The 17,368-nt window shown below is 48.0% G+C and carries 20 protein-coding genes and 1 tRNA gene; 20 read left to right on the forward strand and 1 reads right to left on the reverse strand.

Annotated features, from left to right (window positions below; genetic code table 11):
* The first annotated feature begins 6 nt into the window (after positions 1 to 6).
* The 19 genes from P9J64_16575 to P9J64_16665 all read left to right on the forward strand — a co-directional run bounded on the left by P9J64_16575 (position 7) and on the right by P9J64_16665 (position 16,716).
* Complete coding sequence (locus P9J64_16575) at positions 7 to 816, forward strand: prepilin peptidase (protein MDG5469936.1); 810 nt, start codon at positions 7 to 9, stop codon at positions 814 to 816.
* Between the two features lie 157 nt (positions 817 to 973).
* Positions 974 to 1,933, forward strand: a complete 960-nt coding sequence (locus P9J64_16580; protein ID MDG5469937.1) for an SDR family oxidoreductase — start codon at positions 974 to 976, stop codon at positions 1,931 to 1,933.
* A gap of 458 nt (positions 1,934 to 2,391) precedes the next feature.
* The gene (locus tag P9J64_16585; GenBank protein MDG5469938.1) at positions 2,392 to 2,598 is read left to right on the forward strand and encodes a helix-turn-helix transcriptional regulator; all 207 of its coding nucleotides are present in this window, start codon (positions 2,392 to 2,394) and stop codon (positions 2,596 to 2,598) included.
* A 94-nt stretch (positions 2,599 to 2,692) separates the two neighbouring features.
* Complete coding sequence (gene pilM, locus P9J64_16590) at positions 2,693 to 3,751, forward strand: type IV pilus assembly protein PilM (GenBank protein ID MDG5469939.1); 1,059 nt, start codon at positions 2,693 to 2,695, stop codon at positions 3,749 to 3,751.
* Positions 3,748 to 4,308: a PilN domain-containing protein gene (locus P9J64_16595; protein ID MDG5469940.1), complete on the forward strand. Its 561-nt coding sequence runs from the start codon at positions 3,748 to 3,750 to the stop codon at positions 4,306 to 4,308. Before pilM ends, P9J64_16595 begins: the two co-directional genes overlap by 4 nt.
* Positions 4,309 to 4,355: 47 nt before the next feature.
* Positions 4,356 to 4,925, forward strand: a complete 570-nt coding sequence (locus P9J64_16600) for a type 4a pilus biogenesis protein PilO (GenBank protein ID MDG5469941.1) — start codon at positions 4,356 to 4,358, stop codon at positions 4,923 to 4,925.
* 12 nt (positions 4,926 to 4,937) lie between these two features.
* Positions 4,938 to 5,459, forward strand: coding sequence for a pilus assembly protein PilP (locus P9J64_16605; GenBank protein ID MDG5469942.1), 522 nt, complete (start codon positions 4,938 to 4,940; stop codon positions 5,457 to 5,459).
* A gap of 22 nt (positions 5,460 to 5,481) precedes the next feature.
* A complete protein-coding gene (gene pilQ, locus P9J64_16610) occupies positions 5,482 to 8,115 on the forward strand; it encodes a type IV pilus secretin PilQ (GenBank protein MDG5469943.1) in 2,634 nt (877 codons plus the stop codon).
* Between the two features lie 118 nt (positions 8,116 to 8,233).
* Positions 8,234 to 8,716 (forward strand): shikimate kinase, encoded by a 483-nt coding sequence (locus P9J64_16615; protein ID MDG5469944.1) that lies wholly within the window; start codon positions 8,234 to 8,236, stop codon positions 8,714 to 8,716.
* Between the two features lie 3 nt (positions 8,717 to 8,719).
* Positions 8,720 to 9,796, forward strand: a complete 1,077-nt coding sequence (gene aroB / locus P9J64_16620) for a 3-dehydroquinate synthase (GenBank protein MDG5469945.1) — start codon at positions 8,720 to 8,722, stop codon at positions 9,794 to 9,796.
* A gap of 16 nt (positions 9,797 to 9,812) precedes the next feature.
* Positions 9,813 to 10,688: a tetratricopeptide repeat protein gene (locus P9J64_16625; protein ID MDG5469946.1), complete on the forward strand. Its 876-nt coding sequence runs from the start codon at positions 9,813 to 9,815 to the stop codon at positions 10,686 to 10,688.
* Positions 10,681 to 11,040: a roadblock/LC7 domain-containing protein gene (locus P9J64_16630; protein ID MDG5469947.1), complete on the forward strand. Its 360-nt coding sequence runs from the start codon at positions 10,681 to 10,683 to the stop codon at positions 11,038 to 11,040. The genes P9J64_16625 and P9J64_16630 overlap by 8 nt, the downstream gene beginning before the upstream one ends.
* On the forward strand, positions 11,040 to 11,480 hold the full coding sequence (gene aroQ / locus P9J64_16635; GenBank protein MDG5469948.1) for a type II 3-dehydroquinate dehydratase: 441 nt from the start codon (positions 11,040 to 11,042) through the stop codon (positions 11,478 to 11,480). Before P9J64_16630 ends, aroQ begins: the two co-directional genes overlap by 1 nt.
* A gap of 14 nt (positions 11,481 to 11,494) precedes the next feature.
* Positions 11,495 to 12,574 carry a Xaa-Pro peptidase family protein gene (locus tag P9J64_16640; protein ID MDG5469949.1) on the forward strand — a complete coding sequence of 360 codons (1,080 nt, stop codon included), beginning with the start codon at positions 11,495 to 11,497 and terminating at the stop codon, positions 12,572 to 12,574.
* Positions 12,575 to 12,632: 58 nt separating this feature from the next.
* A complete protein-coding gene (gene accB, locus P9J64_16645) occupies positions 12,633 to 13,097 on the forward strand; it encodes an acetyl-CoA carboxylase biotin carboxyl carrier protein (protein ID MDG5469950.1) in 465 nt (154 codons plus the stop codon).
* A 16-nt stretch (positions 13,098 to 13,113) separates the two neighbouring features.
* Positions 13,114 to 14,451, forward strand: a complete 1,338-nt coding sequence (gene accC, locus P9J64_16650; GenBank protein MDG5469951.1) for an acetyl-CoA carboxylase biotin carboxylase subunit — start codon at positions 13,114 to 13,116, stop codon at positions 14,449 to 14,451.
* A gap of 54 nt (positions 14,452 to 14,505) precedes the next feature.
* Positions 14,506 to 15,315 carry a lipoate--protein ligase family protein gene (locus tag P9J64_16655; protein ID MDG5469952.1) on the forward strand — a complete coding sequence of 270 codons (810 nt, stop codon included), beginning with the start codon at positions 14,506 to 14,508 and terminating at the stop codon, positions 15,313 to 15,315.
* 76 nt (positions 15,316 to 15,391) lie between these two features.
* Positions 15,392 to 15,802 carry a hypothetical protein gene (locus P9J64_16660; protein ID MDG5469953.1) on the forward strand — a complete coding sequence of 137 codons (411 nt, stop codon included), beginning with the start codon at positions 15,392 to 15,394 and terminating at the stop codon, positions 15,800 to 15,802.
* 86 nt (positions 15,803 to 15,888) lie between these two features.
* Positions 15,889 to 16,716: a menaquinone biosynthesis protein gene (locus P9J64_16665; protein ID MDG5469954.1), complete on the forward strand. Its 828-nt coding sequence runs from the start codon at positions 15,889 to 15,891 to the stop codon at positions 16,714 to 16,716.
* Here the strand turns inward: P9J64_16665 and P9J64_16670 are convergent.
* Positions 16,695 to 17,132 (reverse strand): NUDIX hydrolase, encoded by a 438-nt coding sequence (locus P9J64_16670; protein MDG5469955.1) that lies wholly within the window; start codon positions 17,130 to 17,132, stop codon positions 16,695 to 16,697. The two genes, P9J64_16665 and P9J64_16670, sit on opposite strands and share 22 nt — an antisense overlap.
* 62 nt (positions 17,133 to 17,194) lie before the next feature.
* On the opposite strand from P9J64_16670, the gene P9J64_16675 reads away from it, so the two are divergent.
* Positions 17,195 to 17,281 (forward strand) — tRNA-Leu (locus P9J64_16675).
* Positions 17,282 to 17,368 lie beyond the last annotated feature (87 nt).

The raw sequence follows: 17,368 nt of genomic DNA on the forward strand, positions 1-17,368 counted from the left end.
CACCCAATGCATGCTTACCAATATTCACTCTTGCTTCTGTTCACTTTTATTCTTGGGTCGGTCATAGGGTCATTTCTCAATGTCTGCATCTACCGCATCCCAGCCGGCCTTTCAATCGTCACTCCTCGCTCGCGTTGTCCGCATTGTGAGACACCGATCCGCTGGTATCACAATATCCCGATCCTGAGTTGGGTGTTACTGAAAGGCAAGTGTGCCTACTGCAGCGCTGAAGTTCCAGTGCGTTATCTCCTGGTCGAAGCCCTCACCGGAGTTCTCTTTGTACTGTTCTTTTATCGGTTTGCATTTCACCCAGTAACCCCAGTCATTCTGCTTCTGGTTGCGACTCTAGTGGTGATCACATTCATCGATCTGGATCATCAGATTATTCCAGACGTCATCAGTCTGCCAGGGATACCGATCGGTTTCCTGTGCTCATTCCTGATGCCCTGGGTGACGTGGCCGGAGTCGTTGGTTGGGATCCTGTTGGGAGGAGGGTCTCTTCTCACTATAGCTTTGGGTTATGAACTCCTGACCGGCAAAGAAGGGATGGGCTTTGGTGATGTCAAGCTCCTTGCAATGCTCGGCGCTTTCCTTGGGTGGACTGCTATCTTCCCGATCATCTTTATTGGCTCAACCTTGGGCACTCTGGTTGGCGTTCCCCTTATGTTGTTCAAAAAGGCTGACAGCAAGTTGGCGATCCCTTTTGGCCCCTTCCTTGCTGCCGGCGCATTGATCCATATCTTTTTTGTTGATCGATTTGATCCAATCATGCGCTGGTATGCTAGTATGCTAAAGCAATTATGGTTGTCTTTCTGACGCCTATATCGTTTTTATATGACCCGAACCGTAACTTGCCCTTGGTATAGCAGGGACCTTCGGCGAATAACGATTTTCTCTTCAGGTTTTTTGGGCTGCGGGGGCTTCTCGGAGAGTGGCCTTATTTCCATGTCTGTCATTTTAAGCAGGGGTGCACGTGAGACATTACGATACGATTAAACGCATACTCGTAACGGGAGGGGCCGGTTTCCTTGGTTCGCACCTGTGTGAAAGGTTGTTAAATGACGGCCATGATGTCCTGTGTGTCGATAACTTCTATACTGGTCGTAGAGCGAACATCTCCAATCTCCTCGATCATCATAACTTTGAAATCCTGCGGCACGATATCACGTTCCCTCTCTATGTAGAGGTAGACGAGATATATAACCTTGCTTGCCCCGCTGCGCCTATTCATTACCAGTTTGATCCTGTCGCGACCACAAAGGTAAGTGTCCACGGCTCGATCAATATGCTTGGCTTGGCCAAGCGCACTAAAGCGAAGATCTTTCAGGCTTCGACGAGTGAGGTTTACGGCGATCCGCAAATTCATCCACAGAATGAAAAGTACTGGGGGCATGTGAACCCGATTGGGTTGCGTTCTTGTTACGATGAGGGGAAGCGTTGCGCAGAAACACTTTTTTTTGATTATCATCGTCAACACAGGACCCGTGTCAAGGTGGCCCGAATTTTTAATACATATGGCCCAAATATGCACATCAACGATGGGCGGGTGGTTTCCAACTTCATTGTGCAAGCTCTGCGAGGAGAAGATATAACGATTTATGGTGATGGTTACCAAACGCGATCTTTCTGTTATTGCGATGACTTGATCGAGGGTTTCGTCCGCTTAATGGATACTCCTGACGCCTTTACTGGACCTGTGAACTTAGGTAATCCCCATGAGTTCACTATTCGTGAACTCGCAGAGATTGTTGTTGAGATGGTCAACTCTAAATCAGATATAGTTTTTAACCCTTTGCCTTCAGATGACCCGAAACAGCGTCAGCCTGACATTACTCTGGCGCAACAAGAACTGAGTTGGGAGCCGACAGTACAGTTGAGTGAGGGGCTTGCCGAAACAATTTCGTATTTTGAAAGCTTGATCAGCAATGGCTGAGGTGTTTGGTTTGCTGCCTTTGAATTAACTAAGGTAACGCCACCAGAAGTTTTCGGTTTCAAAATCTTATATACCCACTAATGATAACTTATAACCTTGGCTCTTTCTGACCCCTCTCCTTGATGGGGGGCCTTGCCCTAACTCTTCTTCATCCAACACACTGATCCTCTTATGCGCTGGTATGCCTCAATGTTGAAACAATTTAAGGCTCTCTTTTTGGTGAAATACCGTAGTTTTCGCTGAGAACCTTCAGTAATTCCAAATATTTTCAGAAATAATTCACACTTTATCTTGTGGCTTGCCGGTCTACCGCCCCTTGATCTTGTGTTTCTTGAAGTCGTATGTGATAAATGTAACCATTTTATGGTATTCACCTAGATATAACTTGTTGACAATTGTTTTAATTTACCTATAATTAGCCCTAATTTCGTATAATTTACGTTCACTATAACTAATGGTTGCCTATGAAAAACCAAGTCAAAGAAATCCGTGAAGCCCAATTGATGAGCAAGGCAGAACTCGCTCGCAAGGCCGGTGTTTCGCCTGTGACTATTGATCGCATCGAGCGTGGCGAAGAATGCCGGATGTCGACAAGGCGCAAGATAATCTTGGCGCTTGGACTCAAGCTTACAGATCGCAATGATGTTTTTCCTGGCGAGGTGTGATGGTTGGTACGTTGTTTGCTGAGGAAAGCCATAGTTCTGTCTGTAGATTCATTTTGAGCTGCTTTAGTTAGTGGCGGTTTAACCAGGGGCACGCATGTTATTCCAAAAGAAAAAAGACGTGATAGGCATCGATATCGGCTCCAGTTCGGTAAAGATGGTCCACCTAAAGGAGGCTAAGGGGAGTTACCAGTTAGCCGGCCTTGGTTTGGCCACTCTGCCCGCTGAGGCCATAGTCGATAATGCGATTATGGACTCAAGCTCCATTGTTGATGTTGTCAAGGGTTTGGTGGAAAGCCAGAAGCTCAAGACAAAAAATGTCGCTACTTCGATCTCCGGGCACTCGGTCATCATTCGCAAGATTCAGTTGCCGATTATGACCGAAGAGGAGATGGAGGCTTCGATACAGTGGGAAGCAGAACAGTACATCCCTTTCGAGATCTCAGAAGTTAACCTGGATTTTCAAATTCTTGGGCCTGATGCAAATGACGCCTCTCTTATGAACGTCATATTGGTCGCGGCCAAGAAAGATTTCGTCAGTGACTATGTCGCACTTTTCAAGGAGTGTGGCTTGAACCCGCAAGTTATGGATATCGACTGCTTCGCCGTCGAGAACGTCTACGAAGTCAATTATGGATCGAATGAAGATGAAATCGTTGCCCTGATCGATATGGGTGCCAGCTCAATGAACGTAAATGTTCTGCGTGGCGGCATGTCGGTCTTTACCCGCGATATCCAGGTGGGTGGGAGCGCATACAACGAAGAGATCCAGAAACGTCTTGGTTTAAACAATGAAGATGCCGAAATCGTCAAGCTGGGCGGCGAGGTCGCTGACGTAACCGCTGAGTCAGTTGCTGAAGTTATGGAAGATGCAACTGAGAGCCTGACACAGGAAGTACAGCGTTCGATAGATTTCTTCTCGGCGACCTCTTCTGATGAGAAGGTACAGAAAGTTTTTATTACGGGCGGCGTTTCGAAGATCCCGGCGGTCAAGACTTCTTTGGAGAGCCGGCTTGGTGTCAGCGTCCACGTTGTTGACCCTTGGCGACAGATTTCTTTCAGTGAAAAAGATTTTGATCCTGAGTACCTGCAGGCAATGGGCCCTGTTTATACCGTCGCCGCAGGTTTGGCTATGAGGAGGATGGGAGACAAATGATCCGCATAAACCTTCTGCCAGTAAAGGCTGCTCAGAAAAAGGAAATGCTTCAGGGCCAGATGATTGTTGTTGCCTTGGCGATGATTGTGACTCTGGGCATATGTGCTGCGGCTTACATGTATGTTGCCGGAGAAGTTGAAGAGCGCCAGGCGAGGATTGATCAGAAACAAGCCGAAATTTCTCAGTTGATGAAGAAGATCGGTGAGGTCAACCAATTCAAAAAACGCCAGCAAGCCTTGCGCGCCAAGCTTGATGTTCTCGATCAGTTGAAGGCCTCCAGGGGTGGCCCTTTGTATCTTTTGGACGCGCTCTATGAGGCCCTTCCGGAAAAATTGTGGTTGATCAAGTTCCAGGAAGGCTCTGGTCGCGCCAGCATGAGTGGTATCGGAGTCAATGAAGAGACTGTTGCTCAGTTCATGAGAAATCTCGAAGCATCCGATTTCTTTGAAGGTGTAGAGCTTAAAGTGACCAAGCAGATTGTCCAGGACCAGATCAAGTTTCAGCAGTTTGACTTGTCCTGTAAAACAATCAACGCCAAGCTCGAAAAGAAAAAATAATCGAGGTTGGGCCACTGAGGGCTACCCCTAAGGGAGAAAGTTAGTCGATGAATCCAAAGGTTGAAAAACTTCTTAAGTTGCCTCTTTACCAGAGATTGATTGCTCTTGCCGTTGTTTGCATCCTGGTTTTGGGTGTGTTTGGCTGGTTTGTCTGGTTACCTGAGTACGATAGGCTTGAAGGCATGGACCAGGAGATCGCCCGTTTGGAAGCAGATTATATCCAGAAGAAGCGGATCGCCGATAACCTGCCGAAATTTAAGGAAGAGTTCGCGAAGCTAGAGCAACTTCTGCAAGAAGCTTTGACACAACTCCCCAATAAAAAAGAAATTCCTACTCTGTTGACGAATTTGTCGACACTTGCAAAAGATAGCGGCCTTGAAGTGGCTTCATTTACTCCCAGGGGAGAGGTTAATAAAGGTTTCTACGCTGAAGTGCCGGCTTCTCTTGATTTGGTCGGTACCTATCATCAGATCGCTAAGTTTGCTGAGGCTGTCGGCAAGTTGTCAAGGATTGTAAATCTCGGCAACCTGAATCTGTCCTCCCCTAGTGTAGCAGGCAGCATGGCTACCCTGAGGATCAAGTGTAACGTGACCACGTTCCGTTTTGTTGAACAATAAGGATGGTTTGAGATGACACGTTGGTATGTATGTCTGATCTGTGGTGTTTTTATCTTCGCCGGACTGGTGGGTTGCTCTGAGGAAACGGCAACCACATCACAGCCACAGGTGGCGAAAGTAAGTAAGCCTCCTGCGAAACAGGTTCCTGCTCCTGAAGTTAAAGAGGAAGAAGAGAAGGAGGTTGAGTTTGTTTATGTCACAGACGGCCGCCGTGATCCTTTTGTTCCTTTGTCAAGAATCAGAAGGCCAATGGAGCCCTCCGATGAGCCGGCAACACCTTTGCAAAGCTACGACTTGAGCCAATTCCGGTTGGCGGGTGTCATTGTTGGTAAAGGTGAATCCAAGGCGATGGTCATAGCACCTGATGGTAAGTCTTATATCCTCTCTGAAGGTGTCAAAATAGGCAAAAATAGTGGTGTCGTTATCACAATCAATAGTGAATCTGTTCTTGTTGAAGAGAAATATTACGATTTTTCCGGAAATGTTATAGAGAATATTCAGGAAATTGTAGTTCCGAAGCGGGAAGGAGTTTAATCAAATGCGTGGGGTGAATATCATGTTGAATCAACTTAGGGTTAGCCGTACCTCCCGATTTATGCAGGTTCTTTTCTGCTGTGTCGTAACATTCCTGATGTTAAGCATTCCTGCCTGGAGTGCTGATAACAACAAACTTCTTGCCGTGTCCGTAGACTCCGGTGCTGCTACGCCGACGATTCTCGTCAAGACTGCTGAGCCTGTTGGCTATCGATACACCGTGTACGATTCGTTCGATCCGGTACGCGTCGTCGTTGATTTCCCCGGTATGGACATGGCCGATATGCCTGAGACAGTGTCTGTCAATAAGTCTGCTGTGCAGGAAGTCAGGATTGCTGGATTTGATCTGTCCTCAGGAAAGTTGACACGTGTTGAGATTCTTCTTGCCAAGAGTACTGAGTACCAAGTGAACCTCAATGGTAAAGAGTTCCGTATTGCTTTTGTTGCTGACCCTGACGTGGCCAAGGTTGCCGAAGTTGCTAAAGCTCAAGAGGTTAAACCAACACCCTCTGTAGCCGTTGATGCCTCGCAAGAAGCTAACACACTGAATAATATAAACCTTTCTCCTGGTCAGGCCATATTGGAAGCGAATGGCAAAGTAGGCAAATTCCAGTATTTTGCGTTAGGCAATCCTCCTCGTTTGGTTGTTGACCTGTATGGTTTGAAGCCAGGCTTCAAGGCACGTTCTTTCCCAGCGTTGACAGGTTTCAAGGGCGTACGCGTCGGGACTTACAACGACAAAACTCGCTTGGTTTTCGATGCTTCTGAAAGCATGCTTCCTGAGCATACAGTTGAAGGTCGTAGCACCGATATTATCGTCTCCTGGGGTAATGACACTGCAAAAACCGTTGCAGCGGCACCTGTCGCAATGCAGGAACAGACTTCTGATCCTGCCCCTGCACCCGTTGCAACTCCTGAAGTCGTAGCAGAAAAACCTCTTAAGCCAGCACCTGTCATGTCGGGGCCTGTTGCCGTAGAGGCAATAGACTTTCTCAATGAAGAAGGCCGCAGCGTCATTGCTGTTACGCTTTCGGGACCAGTCAAGGTTTCCGACCCTGTTGAAGAAGGCAACCTGATTCGTTTTGAACTTGTCAATACCTCGATCAGTCGCGCTCTGCGCAGAACCATAGACGCTTCGGCTTTCCCAAGTGCTGTCAATTCCGTAACACCTTATACCGTTGCCGACGGTGATCATCAGAATGTCCGCATCGCAGTTGATATGAAAGGCCCAGTAGCCTACGCGCTTGAAAAAGAGGGTTCTACAGTTCGTCTGGTTGTTGATGATGGTGCTTACGCAGAGCCGGTCCCCGCAGCTGTCAGTCAGGTCGAAGTTGTGGCTCCTGAGGCAACCCAAACTGCCCCAGCTGCCCCAGCTGAAATGGCCCAACAAGGTTCCGCTGCTGTAAGTACGCCTGTGACTGCAGATGAGATGGCCGTAGAAGCCGCTCGCTATACAGGTGAGAAAATCACATTGGTCTTTGATTCAGCTAATGTTCGCAGCATCCTGCAACTTATTGGTGATGTCAGTGATCTGAATATCCTAGCGAGCAGCGATGTCGGTGGTAATGTCACTCTCCGTCTGATCGATGTCCCTTGGGACCAGGCCTTGGACTTGGTTTTGGAAACGGCCGGTCTTGGCAAGATTCAACAAGGCAACGTCCTTCGTATCATGCCAAAAGACAAGCTCAGAGAAATCGAGCAATCGGTTATGAAAGAGCAAACGATTGCTATCGAAGAGGGTGTCCTGGAAACGAAAGCCTTCCTTATCAGCTATGCTTCAGTTGATGATATGAAGGGCTATCTCACAGATATAAAATCAGATCGCGGCTCAATTATCGCGGATTCTCGCAATAAACAGCTTATTGTTCGTGATGTTGCCGATATCCTTGACCAGATGCTGGACATGATAACTCAAATCGATAAGCCTGAGCGGCAGGTCATGATAGAAGCGCGTATTGTCGAGGCAAACACCAACTTCTCACGTAACCTGGGTGTGAAGTGGAATTTTGATTATGATCAGAATGTCGATCCCACGACAAAGAGTCTTACAGTTCCAAGTGCCGCTCTAGGTTTGGGAGGTGCCGTTGCACTCGCACCGACTGTAGGCGCCGGCTTGGGAAGTACCGTTGCCATAGCTGCACTAGACGATCAACTTAATATTGATTTGCGTCTCCAGGCTTTGGAGAATTCAGGTGAAGGTAAAATCGTTTCAACACCGCGTATTACCACTCTGAATGGTGAAAAAGCTGTTATCTCACAAGGTACAAAGATACCATTCTCTACGGTCAGCGATTCCGGTACGGATGTTAAGTTTGAAAATGCCGAATTGAAGTTGGAAGTCACCCCCGAGATTAACCCGGACGGTAGTATCCTGCTTGATATCAATGTCTCCAATAGTGCTGTTGGCACGGTTGTTCCTACTGCAACAGGTGATGCCGTCTCAATTGACGAAAAGAAGGCGCAGACCAAGGCGCTCGTTAGAGATGGCCAGACCACTGTTATTGGCGGAATATTTATTGAGGATGAAAGAGAGAGCGCAACAGGCGTTCCAATCCTGAAAGACATTCCTCTTCTTGGCAACCTCTTCCGCTCGAAATCGAAATCGCGTGATCGTCGTGAGTTGTTGATCTTCATTACCCCGAGAATTGTCGAGTAGCTCACAAGCAAGACAAATAAGTTTGAAAAGGACAGGTTTCCCCTGTCCTTTTCTGTATCGGCCATAGGTTGTTACTCTGTCGAAAGAATATTTAAAATCAGTTTTTCTGACGGGATTTATGGGGGCAGGCAAGTCAACGGTAGGACAGTTGACGGCAGATCTGTTGAATATGCCCTTTGTTGATCTGGATGAAAGAATTGTGCAACGCGAGAAGCGTTCAATTGCAGCGATCTTCGCTACAGATGGTGAAGAATATTTTCGTACTTGTGAAACTGATTTACTTGGTGAGCTTAAAGAACAACCTGCTGCTGTCTATGCAACAGGTGGGGGGATCGTTGTTCGTAAGGTCAACCGGCAAGCTATGACAAGCATGGGGGAAATTGTTTACTTGAATGCGTCATGGCCGACCTTAGAGAAACGTCTGAAGAACAGTGTTGATCGACCCCTTGTTACAACTGAAAAAAACTGGCATGAACTGAAGAATCTTTGGACTTATAGACAAACATTTTATTCCGAGGCTGATATCATAGTAAGCGTAGATGGTCTTACTCCGATGGAAGTTGCACAAAAGATTCTTGATGATCTGAATATTAAGGAATGATCGATGGCTGAGATTGTTGTTGGGCTTGGAGAAAACAGTTACCCGATTGTTATCGGGGAACGGGTGTTGCCAAATTTGGGATCAGCGCTCAACGACGTTGGTTTCCCAGAGAAGGTTGCCATCGTAACGAATCCAACCGTCGGGGATCTCTACTGTGAACAGGTCATTGATACTCTTGCGGCTTCAGGACGCAGCGTTAGTGTCATCAGAGTCCCTGATGGAGAAGAGTACAAAACCTTGGAGACTCTTGAAAATATTTATGATGTACTGATTGAACGCCGCTTTGATCGCTATTGCGGATTGATTGCTCTTGGCGGCGGCGTTATTGGGGATATGGCCGGATTCGCAGCCGCAACTTTTTTGCGTGGCATCCCTTTTGTGCAGATTCCGACGACTTTGCTTTCACAGGTAGACAGTTCTGTTGGCGGCAAAACAGGTGTAAACCTTCCGCAGGGTAAGAACCTGATCGGTGCTTTTTATCAGCCTAAACATGTTCATATTGATGTAGTCGCGCTGGAGACCTTGCCGAAAAGAGAATATGTCTCCGGTCTTGCCGAGGTGATAAAGTACGGAATTATCCGTGATTCAGAGTTCTTTAAGTGGCTGGAAGATCATCGAGAATTGTTGGCTGATCGATCTGCTGCTGCGCTGACTCATGCCATAATGATATCTTGCCAAATTAAAGCGGATGTTGTAGAAAATGACGAAAAAGAGCATGGTGTAAGGGCTTTGCTTAATCTGGGTCATACCTTCGGTCATGCAGTAGAAACACTCGCAGGCTACGGCGTTGTCAAGCATGGTGAGGCCGTCTCCATCGGCATGGTCATGGCGGCACGCACCGCACATAAATTAGGTTATTGTTCTGCAGATGACATCACAAGGATTGTTGCCCTGCTCAGTTACTTTGATTTGCCTGTGATCCCTCCTGACTACTCTGTTGCGGACTATCTCTCCGTCATGCAACGTGATAAAAAGGTCAAGGACGGTAAGGTCCGGGTCGTTTTGAATCATGGCATAGGTTCTGCCGAATTGCACCAGATCGATCACCTGGATAAGCATTTGGACGAATTGTTAACCTGAAATTAAAAGAGGGAACATGACAACGGCTAGTACAGGAGGAAGTTTGGTTGGTAAAATCGGCAGTTATCTGCAGATTATTACCAAAGACCCCAGCTCTACCGCTTTTGTCCCTCTGGCTGAAGCTTATCGCCAGATTGGATTGCTTGACGATGCTCTGGAGGCAGCACGCTTTGGGACTGAAATGCTGCCGCATTTCAGCCCTGGTTTCTCCACCATGGGGCGCATCCTTGGCCAGATGGGACGTCTTGAAGAGTCGATGAGCGCTTATGCAAGGGCTCTCAGTATCGATCGTCAAAGCCAGGCCGCTCTGGTCGGTTTGTCGCGCCTTCATCTGGTTCGCGGCGAGCGTGATCAGGCTCGTAAAATTCTACAGCAGGCACAAGAATTTCATCCCGATGATGAAAAAATCTCCGATATGCTTACTGCTCTTGATTTGCCACGCCCCTGGGCAGAAATCAAGCAAGCATCCCAAGCTAAGGAGCAAGTGTCGGCGCAAGAGTTCAAAGCTGGAGGGTCCTCAGAACCTATTGCAACGGCAACCCTTGCAGAAATTTATGTCAAACAGGGCTTGTTGGACAAAGCGATTGAAATCTATGAGGGTATCCTTAACCAGAACCCCGAGAATACATCTGCTCGTGAGCGTATCAAGCAGCTTCAGCAGATGTCAGGGAGTGAGATTGCTCCGGTTGCTGAAGAAGTGCCGCCTTTTGAAGAAGTACCAGCTGTTGAAGAACCTTTGCCAGAAACTGCTGCGGTTGTCACTGAGGCTGAATCCGTTTCTGTCTCAAGGGAAGAAGCGTCTGAGCCTCAGGGTGAAGCCAAAGATCAATCACCACTGGGCGTACTGCAACGCTGGTTGTCTGTGATTAAAAACGGGAGGACCAATGTTTAACGAAATTCTGCAACGAATTGTTGAAGAAACCGGCGGTGGGATCGGGGCTGTCCTGATGGGATACGATGGTATCTCAATTGATCAGTATTTTGCTCCAGAAGAGGAACTTGACTTACAGATGGTTGTTGTTGAATATTCCAATGTCCTCAAGGAAATTCGCAAAACGGCAGAGATCCTGAGCCTTGGCGATATGGAAGAAATTTCCATTCGCACCGACCGTTTCATTATTATCATCCGTATGCTCAATGATGAATATTTTGTTGCCCTGGTTATAAATCGCGATGGTAACTTCGGTAAGGGCCGCTACCTGATGACACGTGAAGGCTTTAACCTGATTGAGGCTTTGAACTAATGTCAGTTCGCATTCTGGTCTTGCATGGCCCCAACCTTAACCTTCTGGGGAAACGTGAACCTGAAGTCTATGGTCGGCAGACTCTTGAAGACATCAACACGTCTCTGGATACTCTTGCCACTGAACTCGGCGTCGAAGTCGAAACCATGCAGTCCAACCATGAAGGCGCACTTATCGACCGCATTCATGCTGCCGAAAGTGACGGTTTTTCGGGCGTCATCATTAATCCTGGGGGCTTAACGCACACGAGTGTCGCCCTGCGAGATGCTATCTCTTCTGTCGCGCTTCCCGTAATCGAGGCGCATCTGTCAAACATCCATGCACGCGAATCATTCCGCCATCACTCCTATGTCGCCGGCGTGGTTATTGCTCAGGTGGCTGGCTTTGGCGCAATGAGCTATCATTTGGCACTGCGTGGCCTGATTGATCATCTTTCATAACTGTTAACTTAATTATGGTTTATTCCCACCGCAGGCAGAAGGCCACTGATCTCCTTGCAAAGCTTGAGCTTGATGCCCTGGTTTTCTGCCAGCCTGAAAATATTCGCTACCTGTGCGGTTTTACCGGAAGTGATGCTGCCCTGATCGTCTTTTCTGACCAGCTTGTTTTTCTGACCGATTCGCGTTATACAACACAGTCCAACGCAGAGGTGACTGCCGACCAGATTTGTGAGTACAAACTCAAAATCGAGGGCCTTGCTTCCCTGTTGACTTCGCATGATGTCAGCCGCGTTGGCTTTGAATCCACGCTCCCTTTTGGTTTTGCCAAAGAATTACAGGAACAGGTCAATGCTGATTGCCAGTGGATGCACCTGAAGGATGAATTGCAAAGCCTTCGTTTGCATAAAACTTTGGACGAAATTAAGTTTCTGGCCAGTGCTGCAGATTTAAACGCGGCAGCTTTTGCCGAAGTCATTCATATGATCAGGCCCGGCGCTAAAGAGAGCGAAGTTGCACTCGCCCTTGAATTTGCCATGAGAAGGCTGGGCGCTGAAGAAAAGGCTTTTGATGTTATCGTGGCCTCAGGAGCCCGTGGTGCCATGCCTCACGGTGTTGCCAGTGACAAATTGATAGGCACCAGTGAATTGGTGACAATTGACTTTGGTTGTCGTCTTTCTGGTTATCACTCGGATGAAACCGTGACATTGGCAATGGGTGATGTCTCCGGGGAGCTGCAAAGCATTTTTGATACGGTTCTCGAAGCTCATGATCGTGCTCTTGCCGAGGTTGCCCCGGGAATCGCATTGACTGAGTTGGACCGAATTGCCCGAGAGCATATTAAGAACTGCGGTTTCGGAGATTACTTCGGCCATGGTTTAGGCCATGGCGTCGGCTTGGAGGTTCACGAGGCTCCAACTGTTTCACCGCGCAGTACGATGAATGCAGAAGCGGGTATGGTTTTCACTATTGAACCTGGCGTCTATGTCCCGGGAGTCGGTGGTGTAAGGATAGAGGATACTGTTCTGGTAACAGACGATGGTTGCCGATTATTGACAAAAATCCCCAAGACGTTTAGCAACATTCTGTTAAACTGACTCAACATTCTGCCGACGGTTTATAAAGGGTGTCGGTGAACTTTAAGGAGGCATATCGATGAAGATTAAAGATTTGAGGTCGCTGGTCAAAATAATTACCGACACTGATATCACAGAATTTGAGATTGAAAATGCAGAAGAGAAAATCCTGATCAAGCGTGGCCCGGACAAAGAATATGTCCAGTTTGCTGCTCCTATGGGCTCAGCAGTCCCCGCTACTCCAGCGCCTGTCGCTGCCCCTGTGGCTGCTGCCGTCGCTGCAGAACCGGTCGTTGAAGATAATTACGAGACGATCAATTCGCCGATCGTTGGAAGCTTCTATCGTAAACCAAGCCCTGAGGCTGATGCTTTTGCCGAGGTGGGTGCGATCGTAGAGGCAGGCCAGACTGTCTGTCTTGTGGAAGCCATGAAGCTCTTTAACGAGATCGAAGCGGAATTTAAGTGCAAGATCATTGAGATCCTCAAGGATGATGCCGCTCCGGTTGAATTCGGTGAGCCGCTCTTCAAGGTAGAACGCTGCTAGGTAAAAGGGAGACACCATGTTTCGCAAAATCCTGATCGCCAATCGTGGCGAAATTGCTCTGCGCATTATCCGCGCTTGTAAGGAACTTGGCATCCTGACCGTTGCTGTACATTCCGATGCGGATGCCGATGCTTTACACACCAAGATTGCAGATGAGAGTATCTGTATCGGCAGGGCACCGAGTAGCGAAAGCTATCTCAATATGAAGGCTATTATCAGCGCTGCAGAAGTCACTGATGCCGAGGCGATTCATCCCGGTTACGGTTTTCTGGCCGAGAATGCCGAATTCGCTGAAATCTGTCAGAACTGTGGCATTACTTTTATCGGCCCGACTCCTGATAATATCCGTGTTATGGGTGACAAAATAGCCGGCCGCCAGTCAGTAATCAAGGCCGGTGTACCGATCCTGCCAGGCACCAAGGATAATGTGGAGACGGCAGAAGAAGCCCAACACATCGCCGAAGGTATCGGTTTTCCTGTGATCATCAAGGCGACAGCAGGTGGCGGCGGCAAAGGTATGAGGGTCGTTCATTCGCCTGCATCCCTGCCGAATTTGTACGCTATGACTCGTGCTGAAGCGCAATCTTCGTTCGGTAACTCCGATGTCTATATCGAGAAATTCTGTGAGAATCCACGTCATGTCGAAGTTCAGATCCTGGCGGATAACCACGGTAACGTTATTCACCTCGGGGAGCGCGATTGTTCTATCCAGAGACGTCACCAGAAGTTGATCGAAGAGGCTCCTTGCCCGGTCATTACAGCCGCTCAGCGCAAGGAACTTTGCGAATGTGCCGTTAATGCGGCAAAGTCGATCGGCTATACCAGCGCCGGCACCATGGAGTTTTTGCTCGACAAGCAGGGTAACTTCTATTTCATGGAGATGAACACCCGTGTACAGGTAGAACATCCTGTCACTGAGATGATCACAGGCGTTGATATTATCAAGGAACAGATTCGTGTCGCCTACGGTGAACCTTTGCGTTATAAACAAAAGGACATCAAGATCAACGGTCACTCAATCGAGTGCCGCATCAATGCAGAAGACCCTTTCAAATTCACTCCCTGCCCCGGTAAGATTGATGGTTATCATCCTCCCGGAGGTCTGGGTGTGCGCATCGACAGCGCGGTGTACGACCAGTACGTTGTTCTTCCTCATTACGATTCAATGATTGCCAAGTTGATTGTCCATGCCGATACCCGCGAAGAAGCGATTAAGCGCATGGCCAGGTCTCTTGATGAATTCATTATCGGCGGTATCAAGACGACGATTAAATTTCATCAGCGCATCATGAACAACAAGGAATTTATCGAGGGGGATATCGATACCGGTTTCATTGAACGTTTAAAACTCTAATAGCAAAAAAGGCCGGGTTCTCCTGGCCTTTTTTGTTGGTGGATGATGTTAAACATGCATAAGTGGCGTTTGATAAACTCTGGCGATCAGACCGGGGCCATGAATATGGCTCTCGATGAAGCCTTGTTGAACTCGGTTGCCAATGGCCGTTCCTTACCGGTGCTACGTTTTTATCGCTGGCACCCTGCTACGGTGAGCCTTGGTTATGCCCAGTCGGTTCACACGGATCTGGACCTTGATGTTTGTGCAAGTGCCGGGCTTGACGTTGTGCGCAGGTCAACCGGTGGTCGAGCCGTCCTTCATGATAATGAAGTCACTTATTCCGTGATTGCTCCTCTCAACACTGGTCTGTTTGGTGGCTCTGTGTTGGAATGTTATCGCGTTATTTCAGAGGTTCTGCAAAAAACCTTGTTACAGCTGAGCCTCCCTGCTGAATTGGTTCCCGGTAAATCGCGTGGCGGACAGCAGAACGCAATGAAGGCGGTTTGTTTTTCAGCACCTTCTCAATATGAGCTGGTGATCGAGGGCCGCAAGGTTGCCGGAAGTGCACAGAAACGTCACGGGCAGTCCTTTCTTCAGCATGGTTCAATTCCTTTAGAGATGGACCTTGAGTTGCTTGGCAAGGCCCTCAAGATTGACGAGAATATAGAGATCTCAGGCTCTCTGGAGAGTGTCGGCTGGTTAAATCAGTGGAGCAAGAAAAAGCTGACCATTGATGAAGTCGAAGAGGTTCTTGCAGAGGCGTTTTCAACCCATCTTCAGGTCGAATGGGATCCTTCTGAGCCAAGCCTCAGCGAACTTCAGGAAGCTCAAAGTCTGTGTGACGAAAAGTTTTCCTGCCCTGAATGGAACCTTAAACGATAGCTGTTGTTTGGCCATTGAACCCGCTGATGGAGCGTGCTAACATGCGACATCGATTAAGGCATATATGGAGGTTGTTATGAAACGCGGATTGATTCTACTTTTGTTGATGTTGATTGCACTGCCTTGTATGGGAATGGGGGGGCTGGGTGGTTCTCCTGAAGGAACCGTCCCGGAGACCGATGTTCGTATCCAGGCAGATCTTAAAGATCGCGATGGAATTTCGACCAGCCTCAATCAGTTCTCCATGAATGGCAAAACCTTCCTGGATACTTTACGCGGTCAGGGACAGCTGACAATACCTTTCCAACAGATCGATACGGTGACTTTCTCTGAGGTCAGAGATGAAGAGCTCAAGGTTGATGTTAAGCTTAAATCAGGCAATGTGATGACTTTAGCGATCGTTTCTGATGCTGAGTTTTACGGTTCCACCGGTTACGGGGCTTTTCAAATTAAAGCAAAAGATGTTTACTCGATTGATTTTCATTGATCGAATATAACTCAACATGGTTTTCTGATGCGGGGATTTCTCCCCGCATTTTCTTTGTTTCCAGTTTTTAAAGTTAGTAAGAGATTATGACCTTGCGAATCGGACGCATCGCTTACCTGAATGTAGCACCCTATTTTCAATACCTGCAACAAGAAGGTTTTGCTGGAGAAGTTTTTGCCGGAGTCCCTTCCGAACTGAACGCCATGCTCGCTGATGGGTCGATAGATGCTTGCCCTTCGTCATCTTTCGAATATGGCCTGAACGCCGATGACTATCTCCTCTTGCCTGGGCATTCTATCAGCAGTATCGGCCCTGTTCATAGTGTTCTGCTTTTTACCCCGGGACCCTTGGCGACTCTTGCTGGTCGCGAAGTCGCCATTACCGGTGAGTCCGCAACTTCAATCAACCTTCTGAAAATTCTCCTCAATGAATTCTGCAGGATCAACGATGTTACGTATCTTGTTCCGCCGGGAGATGTTGAAGCTGTTTTGAACGAGGGACAGAGTGCTCTGCTGATCGGTGACCGGGCGCTGGCTGCGGCAAAGTCTTGTCCCGATGGCTTTCAGGTAACTGACCTCGGTGCTCTCTGGTATCACTTTACAGGTCTGCCTTTTGTTTTTGCTCTCTGGATATTAAGGAGAGAAGCTGCCAAAAAATATCCCGAGGAGCTCCGGGCATTGTCTGCACAACTTCAATCAGCACGGAAACATGCATTCCATCATTTGCCCGAAATGGCGCTGTGTTTTTCGGAAAAAACTGTTTTCACTGCTGGCCAGCTGGAGGACTACTGGAGAGGCATGTCTTACGATTTAACAGACGGTCATCTTGAAGGCTTACGGCTCTATTTTACCCTCTGTCACAAACATGGACTGCTCGAAAAAGTTCCTGAATTTCATTTTCTCGCTGAAATATAGTCCTGTAAAATAGTCGCATGATCAAAGCAGAGTTTCGTTGGTAGCTCGTCTATTGAGAAGAGTCGGGCGTGTTTGGCATCGTCTCCAGCTTTCGGTTCTTCCTGGGCCTCTGCGGTAAAAACCATGGAAATGTTGTGCTGTCGTGGGTCGCGCTTCGGTTCAGAATAAGCTTTGAACTGCTGGAGGTTCTCAAGGTTAAGTCCAGTCTCTTCTCGTGCCTCACGAATCGCAGCCTCTTCCAGTGACTCTCCGTAGTCTACAAACCCGCCCGGAAGGGCCCAGCCGAAGGGTTCATTGAGCCTCTCAATGAGTAGAATCCTGTCCTCTATTTCAATAATGATATCAACTGTTGGAAAGGGATTTCGGTATCGCTGGCTCTCTTTCCCGCAGTGCGGGCAAACAAAAGTGTCCTGCATGAAAACCTCCGGTTGACACGTAGCTCAATATTGCATTAATAATAGCGAACTTTTTACACTTTGCCCGGGTGGCGGAACTGGTAGACGCAAGGGACTTAAAATCCCTCGGGAGTAATCCTGTACGAGTTCGATTCTCGTCCCGGGTACCATCTTAAGTAGCATAAAATCAAGGGGTTAGCCAGTAATGGCTAACCCCTTGGTGCGTTTGGTGATGAATTCAATCCCGAATTGTGGCA

The sequence above is a fragment of the Deltaproteobacteria bacterium IMCC39524 genome, from assembly GCA_029667085.1.
GTDB lineage: Bacteria > Desulfobacterota > Desulfuromonadia > Desulfuromonadales > BM103 > M0040.